10 protein-coding genes and 2 pseudogenes are annotated in these 14,204 nt (G+C 49.8%); 4 read left to right on the top strand and 8 right to left on the bottom strand.

The genetic code is table 11. The features are described 5' to 3' along the window. Positions 1 to 38: 38 nt before the first annotated feature. Positions 39 to 2,279 carry a right-handed parallel beta-helix repeat-containing protein gene (locus tag JI735_RS12570; protein ID WP_039836627.1) on the bottom strand — a complete coding sequence of 747 codons (2,241 nt, stop codon included), beginning with the start codon at positions 2,277 to 2,279 and terminating at the stop codon, positions 39 to 41. A gap of 316 nt (positions 2,280 to 2,595) precedes the next feature. Between JI735_RS12570 and JI735_RS12565 the strand changes: the two are divergent. Further along, positions 2,596 to 4,433: pseudogene (locus tag JI735_RS12565) on the top strand (HSP90 family protein). Further along, a complete protein-coding gene (locus JI735_RS12560; protein ID WP_039836629.1) occupies positions 4,434 to 5,492 on the top strand; it encodes a hypothetical protein in 1,059 nt (352 codons plus the stop codon). A gap of 128 nt (positions 5,493 to 5,620) precedes the next feature. Here the strand turns inward: JI735_RS12560 and JI735_RS12555 are convergent, their stop codons facing one another. After that, positions 5,621 to 7,246, bottom strand: coding sequence for an amidohydrolase family protein (locus JI735_RS12555; protein ID WP_039836630.1), 1,626 nt, complete (start codon positions 7,244 to 7,246; stop codon positions 5,621 to 5,623). A gap of 111 nt (positions 7,247 to 7,357) precedes the next feature. Between JI735_RS12555 and JI735_RS12550 the strand changes: the two genes are divergently transcribed. Both JI735_RS12550 and JI735_RS36895 read left to right on the top strand, forming a co-directional pair. Then, complete coding sequence (locus JI735_RS12550) at positions 7,358 to 7,909, top strand: TetR/AcrR family transcriptional regulator (RefSeq protein WP_039836631.1); 552 nt, start codon at positions 7,358 to 7,360, stop codon at positions 7,907 to 7,909. A 6-nt stretch (positions 7,910 to 7,915) separates the two neighbouring features. Continuing rightward, the gene (locus tag JI735_RS36895; protein ID WP_267919277.1) at positions 7,916 to 8,131 is read left to right on the top strand and encodes an SDR family NAD(P)-dependent oxidoreductase; all 216 of its coding nucleotides are present in this window, start codon (positions 7,916 to 7,918) and stop codon (positions 8,129 to 8,131) included. A 303-nt stretch (positions 8,132 to 8,434) separates the two neighbouring features. Here the strand turns inward: JI735_RS36895 and JI735_RS35620 are convergent. The 6 genes and pseudogenes from JI735_RS35620 to JI735_RS12520 form a co-directional block, all read right to left on the bottom strand. Further along, positions 8,435 to 8,506, bottom strand: a pseudogene (locus JI735_RS35620) (NAD(P)H:quinone oxidoreductase, type IV); the annotation flags it as partial. A 40-nt stretch (positions 8,507 to 8,546) separates the two neighbouring features. Beyond that, positions 8,547 to 9,416 carry a hypothetical protein gene (locus JI735_RS12540; protein WP_039836632.1) on the bottom strand — a complete coding sequence of 290 codons (870 nt, stop codon included), beginning with the start codon at positions 9,414 to 9,416 and terminating at the stop codon, positions 8,547 to 8,549. 303 nt (positions 9,417 to 9,719) lie between these two features. After that, positions 9,720 to 11,306, bottom strand: a complete 1,587-nt coding sequence (gene rlmD / locus JI735_RS12535; RefSeq protein WP_202677436.1) for a 23S rRNA (uracil(1939)-C(5))-methyltransferase RlmD — start codon at positions 11,304 to 11,306, stop codon at positions 9,720 to 9,722. 88 nt (positions 11,307 to 11,394) lie between these two features. Beyond that, positions 11,395 to 12,288 (bottom strand): diacylglycerol kinase, encoded by an 894-nt coding sequence (locus JI735_RS12530; protein ID WP_039836639.1) that lies wholly within the window; start codon positions 12,286 to 12,288, stop codon positions 11,395 to 11,397. Between the two features lie 433 nt (positions 12,289 to 12,721). Beyond that, the gene (locus tag JI735_RS12525) at positions 12,722 to 13,492 is read right to left on the bottom strand and encodes a sirohydrochlorin chelatase (RefSeq protein ID WP_202677435.1); all 771 of its coding nucleotides are present in this window, start codon (positions 13,490 to 13,492) and stop codon (positions 12,722 to 12,724) included. 3 nt (positions 13,493 to 13,495) lie between these two features. After that, complete coding sequence (locus tag JI735_RS12520) at positions 13,496 to 13,786, bottom strand: YerC/YecD family TrpR-related protein (protein WP_020428424.1); 291 nt, start codon at positions 13,784 to 13,786, stop codon at positions 13,496 to 13,498. Between the last annotated feature and the right edge of the window lie 418 nt (positions 13,787 to 14,204).

The raw sequence follows: 14,204 nt of genomic DNA, 5'->3' as shown, positions 1-14,204 counted from the left end.
CGATTTTTCATATGATAACCCTACTCTGTAAAAATAATTTATTGCTCAACTACCCCAAAATCATCCACATAAACATATGCTGTACCGGGATTCTTGTAAGCATACACTGTTGCCCTGGTAGCGCCTGCTCCGGTTGTAAAAGGGATGTTTACCATTGTCCAGGATGTACTGTCAGATGTTGCAGATGCATCCGTTCCTTTAAAGCCATTAACGCCAATCTGAATCTGCTCTCCTGTGTCTGCCTTAACCCAGGCGGTATACATATAGCTGGTATTAGGACTTAGCCCAGTAAGTACCTGCTCGATACCATCTTTTCCGGGTCCCAATCTGACACTCTTAGAACCGCTTCTTGCTTCCGGTACACTTGCAGCAGTATCTGAATATGTTCCTGCCCATGGTGAGATTATCCCTTTCTCGAAATCAGATTGCCTTACGTTATTAACATAAAGTAAGCTGACACTCTCAAAAACCGGGTCCGGAGGTGAAGAAAAATTATGCCCGGCAGTCCAGACAGTTCTACCAAACTCATATGCTCCAAGATCCGGTGCCGCACCCACATAATCATTCGTGATTCCAGATATTACAACCCCTGCATTAATCGCTGGAGAAGTAGACTGCAACCTGAAATCATATGCTGCGGGATTTACATATAACGGATTGGTTTCTGAGGTCATATTATTTCCTTCTATATGAGTACCAGGCAGTGTAAAGGCTGTAGTAAAGATATTGTTGAAAATTCTGTCGCCGTACATATCTGACTGAAAATCACTTCCCCAATATCCTACATTCCCGTTACTGTAGGTGGTATTGTTATAAATTAGATTAAAATTACTGGGTGTATTCAATCTTATCCCTGTATAGTTTCCCCATACAACATTATGATGCACAATATAACCCTTGCTGCCGTTATCCAGATAGATCCCAGTGCCGGAATAATTTTTTGCCAGATTATCATGGATGTAATTATGATGAATTACCGTCCCTTGCCCATCCCAGGCAAATTCATAGAGTATTCCGCAGTCTTTTGTCAGCTTTCCTGCATTGTACAGATTATTATATTGGATCCGGCTGTTTTGGGTAGGCATAAATATCAGATGACGCCCAGCGTTATATACCGTATTATGACTGATTAGATGGTTTGCCCCTAATAGATAGATTGCCGGAATATCCGCTGCCGAATAGTTTGCTTCATGAATAAGATTATTAATTACCTTATTTCCTGTTCCCTCTATACTCACCAGATTACCGGAACTGTAGGTCAAAGTACTGTCTCTAAGCTCATTATTGGTACCGGACATAAATATCCCTGTACTGTATTGTCTGGTAACATCCGAATCATGACTGACATATTCCGCAATCATATTAGAAACTTTACAGTAATTAGAATTAGACATTTTAATGCTGGAGGCGAAGATATTAATTCCGGTAATATTTATGTAAGAGCGGGAACTTAAATCAAAAGCATAAGTCCGCGTCTTTGCTTCTACTGTCAAAGTATTCGGATCAGCTCCACCAGGGGCCCATAAATAAAGTCTGCCAGTCATGCTGTCATAATACCATTCTCCCGCACTGTCAAGATCTTCAAGATTACCAGTAATATAATAGCTGTTACCGCCTGTCGCTGCAGCAGCCATTTGATCAAAGGTAATGGAGCCGCTACTTGAGCCGGTAATGGTACTTTTATAAGATTTGTAGCCTGTTCCCGGAACACTCCAAACCGTTTTGCCCACCCAGTATCCAGGTGCCTGAGTTAAGTCCCCATCCTTGATGGTTGTAGTGGAACCGGAATCAACTGTTGCATATGTTGAATTCAAGGGATCAAATGTTGGTGAATTGGGCCATCTGGTTTCAAATTGCATTTGCTTATTAACAAATATCTGATCTTTTGTTCCAAGGGAACCCGTCATTTTCGCGTAATAGATGGACCGGGAATGATTTTTCCAGCCAGTAACCGGATCGGCACCGGATACCGTTACGTTCTCTCCTGTATAAGCCTTAAAGTTTATGGGATTTGCAGAAGTTCCGGAAGTAGGAGGTGTTACTGTTTCCCGGTATGTACCGCCTCGTATGATGCAGGTATCTCCGGCTGTCATGGTATCTGCTGCCTTTTGTATGGTCTTCCATGGATTTGATCGTGTACCGGTTCCAGTGATGTCATTCCCCGTTGTAGACACATAATATACGGAATTTGCCTTTACCGTTTCCACACCCAGATTAAAACTAAATACATAAATCATCATAATTACAACTAAAAACCTAATGCCTGTTCTCTTATTCATAGCTTACCTCCTGTAATGAGTTCTATTAATAGATACGGCTTCTACGCCTGGGCTTAAGCTCATTGCTAGGTATGTTCTATTATGGGAAATTTATGTATATAAGCCCTAATTATTTAATCGACTTCTACCGGCTTAAAGTTTATGCTTCTTTCGGCGGAGCTTCTCCGATACTGAAGCAATCCAGTTATTACATCCTTAGAACTAAACGGGATCACGAGGGGATTGGCAATATCTGTTTCTTATAATGCGGCTTCTGGGTAATATATAGAGTTGCGTCCGTCTACATATCAAATGATTACAGAACAGGAGAACAAGAATGGAGAACCAGAACCGGGATACCTACCGCTTCCAGGTCAACTTAAGCGGTATGATCAACATTTTGTCTAACCATTTGTATAGCAGCCCGAAGGTATTCTTAAGGGAGCTGCTGCAGAATGGCATAGACGCGATTACTGCACGGCAGGCTTATTCCCTGACGGATACGAAGGCAAGATTCATGTCGAGGTAAGCGGGACCTCAACCGGGGCGACCTTATTGGTAGAAGATAACGGAATCGGGTTAAACGAAGCAGAGATTCATGAGTTCCTGGCGATGATCGGACAATCCTCCAAGCGGGGTGAAGACTTTCTCTCCACCAACACCTCTTTTATCGGGCGGTTTGGCATCGGACTCTTGTCCTGCTTCATGGTGAGTGATGATATCGTCATGGTCACCCAATCCGCCAAGGGCGGACCTGCACTGGAATGGCGCGGGAAGCCGGACGGCACCTATACGATCCGCAAGCTCGAAGGGCAACATGCTCCGGGCACCAAGGTTTTTTTGCGTTGCAAAGAAGGCTCCGAAGCTTACTTCGAGGAGAACAATCTGCAGGAAGGGCTGTTCCATTACGGGGCTTTGCTGCCTTACCCGATCCAACTGGTGTCAGACCGTAACACCCGCCTGATTAATCCGCTGACTCCGCCATGGGTCAAAGATCCGCAACTGGCCCGGAAGCACCGTGACGAGGTGCTGGCCTTCGGCAAGCAGGTGCTGGGGGAGACGTTCCGCGATTTCATTCCCCTGCACACCGCCTCGGGCCGGACGGGAGGCATCGCCTTCATTTTGCCGCAGGCGGTGAACCTCAATGCCAAACGCAATCACCGGGTGTACTTGAAGCACATGCTGGTCTCTGAAGCTGCCAGCAATATCCTGCCGGACTGGGCGTTTTTCGTGAAATCCCTGATCTGGACCGATGAGCTGCAGCCGACCGCTTCCCGGGAGCATTTCTATGAGAATGCCCAGCTGGAGCAGGTGCGGGAAGAGCTGGGGAACTCCATCCGCCAGGAATTGATGCGGATGGCGGAGTACGACCCGGATCGCCTGCAATCTATCATTTCGCTGCACGCCTTATCCATGAAGGCCCTCGCGGTGGAAGATTTGTCTTTCTATTCGATTATTCATGAGTGGCTGCCGTTTGAGAGCACATTTGGCAGGAAGCCGCTTGGCGAACTGAAGCAGCACCCTCCCCTTTACTTCACTGCGACGCTGGACGAATACCGCCAGATTACCCATGTGGCTTCGGCCCAATCCATGCTGGTGGTGAATGGCGGATTTATTTACGATGCCGAGCTGCTGTCCCAGCTGCCGCTCGTTGACCCGGACGTGGAGACTGAACGGCTGCTGCCGGAGGAGGTATCGTTATCCTTTACCGATATTACACCTCAAGAGCGGCTGAACTACTATGAATCCGTAAGACTCGCAGACAGTGTCCTGCAGAAATTCCGCTGCCAGGTGCAGCTGCGCCGCTTCAAGCCGGAGGAGATTCCTGTACTCTACACGCTGTCCGAGGAGTCCGCCCAGTGGCGCGTACTTGAAGCAACGAAGGAAGTGAGCACTGACGCCCTGTCCTCCGTGCTGGGCAGCCTGGGCGCTACGCTCAAGGATGCGGCATACGCCACGCTCTACTTCAACCTGAACAACCCGGTCATCGAGCGGGCATTTCATCCGGCGCACCAGAAGATGCTGCCCTCCATTATCGAAATGCTGTACTGTAATGCGCTGATGATGGGACATTATCCGATGAACCGCCAGGAGATCGCGCTTCTGAACAAAGGCATTATTCAATTTATTGATTGGGGATTGACGGCCAGTCATGTCACAGGAGGAAACGAATAGATGAACTTTACCGAGATGAGTTTCGACGACTTGATGGAAGAAGCCTATGGCCTGCCGGGAGGCAAGGCTAAGCTGGAGCTGCTGGAGCAGGCGGTACGGGTGGCAGATGCCGCAGGAGATATCGATCAGGGCTATGAGGCCCGCAGCGAAATCGTAGAGCTGGGCAGCTTCCATGGCTATCCGATGAAGGCGCTGGTCGCCTTTTCCTGGCAGCTGGGACAGTATGACAAGAACCCGGGCCGGTTCGATGATTACAGCCTGATGTGGTCGTACAAGTGGGTGCTGGACCGCATCTCCGCTTTTGCAGAAATTAGCCGTGTCCAGATTGAGAACCTGCTGGAGGATATGAAGACCCGCTTTGCGGCCGAAGGCTACAGCAGCCGGACCTATCACTATTACCGGGCGAAGCTTCTCGCCGATTTCGGAGAACTGGATGCTTCTGAAGTCGAGTGGGATATCGTACAGTCCATGGAACGGGATGAGATGAGCGATTGTGAGGCCTGTGAGCAGCACGGTCTGGTCGAATTTCTGGCGAAGCGGAACGAAGACGAGAAGACCGTGAAGGCAGCCGAGCCGATTCTCAAGGGTCGAATGACCTGCGGTGAGGTCCCTCATGTGACGATTACGAAAGTCCTGTTCCCCCTCCTGCGGCTGGGCCGTCAGAAGGAAGCGGATAAGCTTCAGAAGAAAGGCTACAAATTGGTAAAGGGAAACCGCGACTTTCTGTATCACCAGGGAGAGCATATTGGCTACCTGACGTTGACCGATCCGGTCAAGGCACTGGAGGTCTTCGAAGAGTACGTCGCCTCCTCGCTGGATCATGAGAACCCGATCGATCAGATGATCTTCAATGCCTATTCGGCCAAGATGTTCCGCCGGCTGGCGGAAGAATCCATCCGGTTCCAGGTCAAGCTTCCGGCAGGGCACCCGTATGAGCACCAGTCCGGGGAGGTTGAGTCGCTCGCGAAGCATTTCCAGCAATTGGCTCTCGCCACAGCGGAAAAGCTGGATAAGCGAAACGGTAACGCCTACTATACCACACTCCTGCAGCAGTTGTAGGCTGTGTTCCGGCAGCCGTCCTTGATTAAGGACAGGCGCGGCAAAAAGCAGCTCCCGTATTGGGGCTGCTTTTTGTGTTGAGAAGCAGACACTATGCGTTCCAATCTGCTGCAGACAAACTGCATTCACTATTTCGTTCCCAGCTTTTGCTTAATGGAGCTAAGCTTTTGATTATCGTGATAGGCACCCGCCCGTATCACAGCGTTAATTTTATGAAGATTTTGTACGCTTTCTATGGGGTTGGCGTCCAGAAGGACCATATCGGCGTTTTTGCCAATATCCACGGTGCCCATATCGTTCATCCGATCCAGAAATTCAGCCCCATTCAGAGTTGTCATCTGAAGAACATGAAGCGGCGGGATACCGGCTCTCTCAAGCTCATCAAATTCCTCGTGAAGGGAATAGCCCGCTATCTGCCAGCTGTCTCCGCTGCCCCCATCTGTACCCGTCATCATCTTGACGCCCTTCGCATCATAAGTCCTGACGAGCTTCAGATAAAGATCGAAAAGCGCCTGGGCGGTAGCTTCACTTCCATCTGAAAACAGGCCGGACCGCATACGTACCAGGGTCGGACACTGCCAGGTATTGTATTGCACATAAACATCGGCAAGTTCCTTTGCCTTTTCATCGCTATACGTATTGATGATATGCCTCAGCTCCGCCTCATCCTCTTTGCCGCCTGAGGTTTTGATGGCCATCTTGAGAACCTGAGCATTCACAAAATCCCGTAGGCCTTTGATCTTCATAAGCTGCACAAAAACCGGATTCTCTGTGATTCCAGCCGGTATCCTCTTTGCCTGCGCCCGCAGCATGTCTTCATCCGTGGAGCTTGAGATCAAGCTCCCGTTGTTGATTCCGAAATGCTCTACACTGCGGAAGCCGTGTTGGGCAACCTCTTTTAAATCCATATCGGACAGCACATGCCCCACAAGCGGCATATTCAATCTGTCCGTTTCCGCCTGAATGGCCTTGAACACATCGGGCGTAACGCCGCCCACTTTGATAAAACCGGCCCCTGCCTGTTTTTGCAGCCGGACTAAACCGACGGCAATCCCGGGCGTCGGCGCGTTGATCGGTGTCAGAACATCGCCAGGCATGGTGAGGAGCGCCGGCCGGTCTGCCGAATTGGTAAAAGCGCCGGAATGCCATTCTTTCAATAGCTCGTACGAGCCGCTCATCTGCCTGAACCCTGTGATACCGTTAGCCAAGAGACTCTCCATCATCTCGTCTGTGTGCTTGTCCCCAATAACGTGCATATGCATATTCAGATATCCGGGAACGGCGTATTTTCCCGCAGCATCTACGACCTTGGTATTTTCACCAGCTTGGAGCGTGCCCGTTGGCGCAATAGCTTTGATTTTCCCGTCGGCGCACAGAATGCTCATGTTGGAAGCTAAGCTGCCGGTACGCGTATCCACAATGGTGACGTTATTCAACAGGAGCTGATAGGGCGCGCTGGGCTGTTCCAGATTTTGTCCGGTGTAGGGTTCGATAACGGGCGAAGGCTGCCCTGCAAACAAACCGGCCCATGCCACGGCCAGTGCGATGACCCAACAAAGCGGGACGCGCCACCCGTGCCAGAATGTCGACCTTCTCACAAACACCAACGCTCCGATGCAGGCTGCCAGTATCAGATACGCAAACCAGCGTTCTCCGCTGCTGATCATCAGCACGAGCACAATACCAAACAGAAGCACGGACAGCAGTGTAAATCCGCTCGTCTTCAGAAAGCTTCTTCTTATATGATTCTTCATGATGTAACCTTCCTTGATCCATTTTATTATGGGGCTAAATTATGATACAAATATATCATAAGTCTGAATGTGATCAATGGAAGATGAAGAAGTGGAACAGGAGCGGCGGTAATGTATCGTATTGGCAATGATAAACGGAAAACACAATCGGCAAAACTGGTTTGTAAAGGCCTGGAGGAATTGATGCGGACGCTTGATTATAATGACATCACCGTAACCAACATCGTCAACACCTCCGGTGTCGGCAGAGCGACCTTTTATCGGTTGTTTGACGACAAGTCGGATGTTGTCCTGTACCAGATGGAATCAGTCTTCACTGAATTACTAAGGAGTGTGGGACCTTATTCCGATTCCAACGCGATGGTTGAGGCTTTATTTGAGATCTGCTTTGGTCAAAAAGAGTTCTTTCTATCGCTCATAAAAGCAAATCTGTACGGAGAGTTTCAAACCCGGCTCGCCAATATCCTCAGCCAAAAACTGAGCTTCGTTAAAGAAAGGACTGGTTTGGATGACAGGAGCTGGCAGTACTTTATACAAGTCCGCACGGCAATGCTTTTGTCCGCTCTGCGCGTTGCGATTACCCAGTTTAACGAAGACAATCCGCCGGATGTACTGGAGACACTGAACAAGCTTTTCGGCAAACAGCCGGCGTTATTCAATTAAGCGGGGATATCCGCGTGCTTTCGATTCGTTTTAGGTTACCAGTTAGTTAATAATGGTGGTGTCGGTGGGCCCATGTTGTTAACTGAGATGAGCGAAGAATACTTCGACAAGATTCTTAATACGAACTTCAAAGGATCGATTTTTTTAACACAACAACTTGTCGGATTCATGGAGGATGCTGGAGCTTTGCCTTATGAATGCCAGAGTACAACTACGACATGACTGGGTAGCGCTTATCGCAGATTATAAAGCGAGCGGACTCACCATGTCTGCTCGGTGCACGGCTAATCAATTCAAACGCGCTGGATTCGACCCGAAGCTGCTCCGTGAAGCCAGACTTCTCGCATAAACAGGTTTTGGCATCGCAGCTGTGACGAGCGGGTTTTGAACATCTTCACGTTGCGCGGCTTACGACTCTCTTCGTTTTAGCAACACTGCACACTCCACGTAAGCGGGTTGCATAATTTAGACGCTAAATGTAGCAGCTCCAGTGGGGTCAGCACCGATTACAGCAATATCGAACATTTGGTCAACCGTTACACTAGTTCCGTAAGGAATTCCTCCCGCAGCGAACAAAACAGGATCGGTGCAGCCAGGTGTTGTGATGACATTTTATGCTTAGAGATGACTTTGAGCGCTAATTACACCTGCACTTTGGTCGTCCACCGTATAAAATGTTTATCATCCACACGGATAAACACATCCACAGAAGCAAAAGAATACTAATTCGTACAAACAAACCTGCTCTGAAGATTAAGAGATGGCTTTTGTATCCGAAGTAAATAATCGCACCAACCAAAGTTACCGCTGCTATTTTCCGCTTCAAATGTTGCTGAAAGTACCCCCATACGATAATCGGATAACTGATCGAAACAAAAGTGATCCAGATACCGAAACGGCTTATTTGGGGATTAGAGGATAACGCTTCCGTAAATCGCATTAGTCCGAGCAAATCAAGCACACCCCATTGAAACAGGATCGTAGAAACGGGGAACATAGCCAAAACGATATAGCCATAATAGTATATCGGACGGACACCTCGAACGATATGGGCATACAACCACTTCGAAATAGTGAACAGCAGGAGCAATCCAATAAATGTCATCCAGGTTTTCCACCAATGTTGCTGATAAATGTCTAATGCCTTGAAAATTTCCTCCAGCATACAGTATAGGAAGGCAACGATAACCCCCCAGTAAAATGACTTTCGGCGAATCGTCAATAACAGGGCTGATGATGCCACACCGAACTGTGAGAACAGATTACCCGTTAAAACGTCATTAAACGGATCAAGATTTGGACTGCGAATAATTTCAGGCGAATAGGTATACGCATCAAAAAAAATTAAAATAAAGGTTTCGAAATATAGGGGTAAGCCAACAATCGACAAGTAAAACGCAAAGGTTCTCATGCGATTCTCTGAATGATACAAAGTATATATGACTTGAATTACGATTGCCAAACCTAACAACAAATACCATATAGTATGTGACCAGAATAGATTCACGGCTTGATCCTCTTATTTCGATGTAGTATTGAACATTTACCATTTTAACCATTTTATCACTCGTAAATTCTTCTGGGACAATTTCATTATCCGTTATTTTCGAACAACGCATGTTTTTGCTTGATACATTTTTGACCGGAGAAAATACGGAGAAAACCTGATTTCTCAAGGTGTTTCAGTTCTTACAACCCTTTTAAAAAGAAAAGAGCCGTGGAAAACAGGAGTGGATACCTGAATTTCGCTTGGCTCTTTGGCAGAGTTTTTAGGCTTAAGGCAAACTTCGTAAGCTCAGGAGTGACTGAATTAGCTTTCCACATTTATTCTCACGAGCGACGCACAACACTCCACATGCACCGTATGCGGAAACATATCCACCGGAGTGACCTCCGCGGTCTTGTACCCGCCATCCTCCAGCACCCTCAAATCTCTCGCCAACGTCGACGGATTACACGATACATACACCACCCGCTCCGGCTGCATCGCCAGAATGGTATTCAACAGGCGAGGATCACAGCCCTTGCGCGGCGGATCGACGACGATGACATCCGGAGTGACGCCCTGCTCTTTCCAGTTCGGAATCACGTCTTCGGACGCGCCGACTTCAAACACTACGTTGTTCATATTGTTAAGCTTCGCATTCGCCCGCGCATCTTCTATAGCTTCAGGCACAATCTCTACACCGTACACCTTAGCCGCATGCTGGGCCAGGAACAGCGAAATGGTCCCGATGCCGCAGTAGGCGTCGATCACTGTCTCATTACCGGTCAGGCCTGCGTACTCTACGGTTTTGCCGTACAGCACCTCGGTCTGGGCCGGGTTGACCTGGTAGAAGGAACGGGGCGAGATGGCGAACTGCACATCGCCGATGTAGTCATAAATGACATCTCTGCCCCACAGCACGCGGGTTTCGCTGCCGAAGATTACGTTGGTCCGCTGGGTGTTGACGTTCTGGCAGATGCTCTCCACCTGCGGCAGCGCCTCGCGGATGCTGCCGATCCAGGCATCCAGATGCGGAATATCGCGGCCGTTTGTGATCAGCACCAGCATCATTTCGCCGGTGCTGAAGGCCTTCTTCACCACGACGTGGCGAAGAAGGCCGCGTCCGGTTTCTTCATCGTAAGCTGTGATCCCCAGGTCTCTGCCGATGCCTTTTACAGCAGCAACGACCGCGTCGTTATCCTCATGCTGAATCAGACAAGTCTCCATGTCGACAATCCGGTGGCTGCCGCGGGCATAGAAGCCGCCGACAAGGCCGCCTTCGGTGACGCCGATGGGCACCTGGGCCTTGTTGCGGTAGCGCCAAGGCTCGTCCATGCCCAAGGCAGGGCGGACGATGATGCCGTCAGAGCCGCCGGCAGAATTTGCCGCATTGCTGCCGTTGCCCGCTGCCTCAGCCAGCTTGATCCCCGCATCCTCCGGGGAATCTGAACCGCCAGCAGCGTTAGCCAACGCACCTTCCAGCTTGTCCGCGCCTCTCCCCGCTGCCCCCGCCACCTGCAGCTTCCCAATCCGCTGCAGGTTGTCCACCACCAGCTGGCGTTTCCACGCCAGCTGGGCGGTGTAGTCCATATGCTGCAGCTGGCAGCCGCCGCATTGGTCATAGATCGGGCAAGGCGGCGCGATCCGGTCGCCGCTGGCCTGGACAAGCTCAAGCAGCTTGGCGTAGCCATACTGCTTTTTGGTCTTAAGGACCTTGGCGCGGACCTTCTCACCGGGAAGCGCACCCTGCACAAAAAGGGTAAAGCCTTCTACTCGGCCTACCCCTTCGCCTTCATGAGTCATGCCGATAATATCGAGCATGACCTCGTCGTTCTTGTTCACTGGCAGTCCGGCGGCAGGTGCCGAGCTGCCCCGGCGGCTTGCGCTGCGTCCACTGCGTTGCTTACTCATCTATTGGGTTCACTTCTTTCATTATCTTCACTGTTAAGCGTCTTAACTATCATCCCCGGAATCTATATCATCATTTAGTTACTCCCGGTCAATTATTCTGTGCAAAAATCTGCAGATGCTGCGGCAAAATGCTGAATTGGCCCGGCAGTGTCCCGCCAAGCTCGCCGTCCAGGTTCAGCTGGACATAACCGGGGGAGGTGACCTCCATCGCATCGGTGCGAAAGTATACGACTTTCTTATCTTGAAGGTGCTCGCCACGGATCGCCAGGCTGACCAGCCGGATGAACTCGGCCAGGTTGCATTTTTTGACTCCGATCACGTCGAACAATCCATCATCAATGCGGGCATCTGGAGCAAGCTTTTCGAAGCCGCCTACGGAATTGGTATTGGCAATGAGAAAAAGCATGAACTCGTCATGGATCAGCTCCTGCCCGTTCGCACGGATGAACAGCTCCTGCGGAGACAGGCTGGCCATTTTTTCAATACCCTTCAAATAGTAAGCAAGCTGGCCCATCATGGTCTTCAGCCTGCTGGGAACCTCGTATGTCAGCTCGGTCAGCCTTCCGCCGCCGGCTATATTAATGAAGTAACGGTCATTGGCTTTGCCGAGGTCAATCAGACGCGACTCCTGGCGTAGAATCAGATCACAGGAATCCTCCCAGTTCTTTGGAATGCCCATCGCCCGGGCAAAATCATTGGTAGTCCCCAGCGGCAGTACACCCAGCGGAGGAAGATTCGGCTTCTCAGCCATGCCATTAATGACCTCATTCAGCGTACCGTCGCCGCCGGCCGCAATGATCAGATCATAACATCCGCGCTCCACAGCTTCCGCTGCCGCTGCCGTTGCATCGCCCTCTCCGGTTGTTGCATGGCATGTGGCTTCAATACCGCCAATATCCAGCCGGTCCAAAATATCGGCGAGCCGCTTCTTCATTTCCTCCCGACCAGAAGTGGGGTTATAAATCAATCTCGCAGTTTTCATTACCGGAACGCCACCTGTTTTTATAATAGATAACCTTACTGATTATACCCAATTCGGGGGCACACAAGCAATCTCGGCATGCAAAAACGGCTTCACTATCCTTACAATCAGGCGCCAGTACCGTTTCAGCGGGTAACGGAGGAATATTTACAGCATGAAGATATACATTCATATATTTACAGATGAGAGGAATATTTCTGCATTTCTGCAGGAGGGACAAGCTTGTTCCGCCGCCAGACATCCATCCCGCTCCTTCGCGGCACTTCCGGCGATGAAATTTCGGGGAAGATCCCCAATCGGTCCTCGCCAAATTCGGGTTTTCCACAGCAATGTCCTCTGTCCGGACATCGTTATTAGGATCGACAGCATAAATATATGTATGCAGCAGCAGGGAGAATAAATACCGGATACGTGTTTACTTGTAAAATATCCTTTAGCAGTGTTCCCCAAGCTGCTCCAGCATAACCTTCACCTGTCGCTCTATCCAATGCGGCAGCAAGGGATGCGGCAGCAGCGTCTGGCCCGAATAGGCATATTCTAAGCCGCGAAGCCGTTCGGGAATCACAACTTTGGTGAAATAGCCTTCACTTAAAAAGAGCGGTGCCACCAATACCTCATGGCCCTGCTCCCGCCAATGCTCCACCTTGCCCCGTACACTGTCCGGGTTCAGCAGCCCGTAATCCGCCGCTGCCGCTCCGCTGATCCGGCGCACACGCTCCGCCAGCGAAGAGATGCCCTGCTGCCAGCGCTGCCGGAAGCCCTCATGCCTGCTGCCGTGGCCCACGAGCAGAATCGTCTCCCGCTCCGGATGCTTCGACAGGCCGCGCAGCTTATCCCAGATCATAACGGCAATATCCGGGTCATCGTCGACCGGGTACCCGTAATGCACCTTTGCTTTGACGGCAAAGCGTTCAAGCTCGGTTTCCTTTTCAGGCGCAGCTTTGGCTCCCAGCGCATACTCTATTTCGTCGACATGCGTACTGCCGGAAGACACAAACAAGGGGATCACAAGAATATCTGTGACCCCTGCACCTTCCAATCTGTCTATGCCATCCTGAATCAGCCGGCCTTCTACCAGCTCCAGAAAAGAAGCCTCAACATTCAGCTCTTCCCCAAGCGTTAAATGGCTTACCGCCTCATCGACCATGGACACCCAGGTCTTGTCGCGTGAGCCGTGACTGATAATCAGTATGCCCGGCTTCATGAATTAGCGTCCCAAACGTTCCAGCGTTAATTTGTAACCGTCATTGCCGTAATTCAGGCAGCGCTTCACACGCGAAATCGTCGCCGTGCTGGCTCCGGTCTCCGCTTCGATCTGATTGTATGTAGACCCTTTGCCCAGCATACGTGCTACTTCGAGACGCTGCGAGAGGGATTGAATCTCATTCACTGTGCAAAGATCATCAAAGAAAACATAGCATTCTTCCATATCCTTTAATGTTAAAATGGCTTCAAATAATTGGTCTATACTTTTATCGTTTAGCTTCTTAAGCTGCATCGATTATCATCCCCTAAAAGTTTGGTCAGTGCTGACATCACTGATAAGATATTCTTCGAAAAAAAGAGTTCAGAAACTTAAAATTAATGACCATCTTGCCTCTACTATATTGTACTGGAGCACATTTTTCAAGCATTAACGGTTTCACGCTGTAAAGAACGAAATCGACGGACAATCGTCCACCCTACACGCACAAAATTCACCCGGCTAAATATTTACTTTTTAAGAGTTCAGAGGATTTACCGCCTTAACTATAGTACTACATAAGCGCCGAAAATCAAGCATGGTCACGTTTTCTTCACTTCCGGCCCGGCCGGGTGGGCATCCGCCCTTTTCCGCTGCTGCCCCGGTAAACCGGGCGTTTGTCTATACCTTATGTTCGCCTATGACATACAGTATAGCAAACCACTAACGAAGG

The sequence above is a fragment of the Paenibacillus sonchi genome, assembly GCF_016772475.1.
Taxonomy (GTDB): domain Bacteria; phylum Bacillota; class Bacilli; order Paenibacillales; family Paenibacillaceae; genus Paenibacillus_AQ; species Paenibacillus_AQ sonchi.
This window is presented reverse-complemented; position numbering and strand designations above follow the sequence as displayed.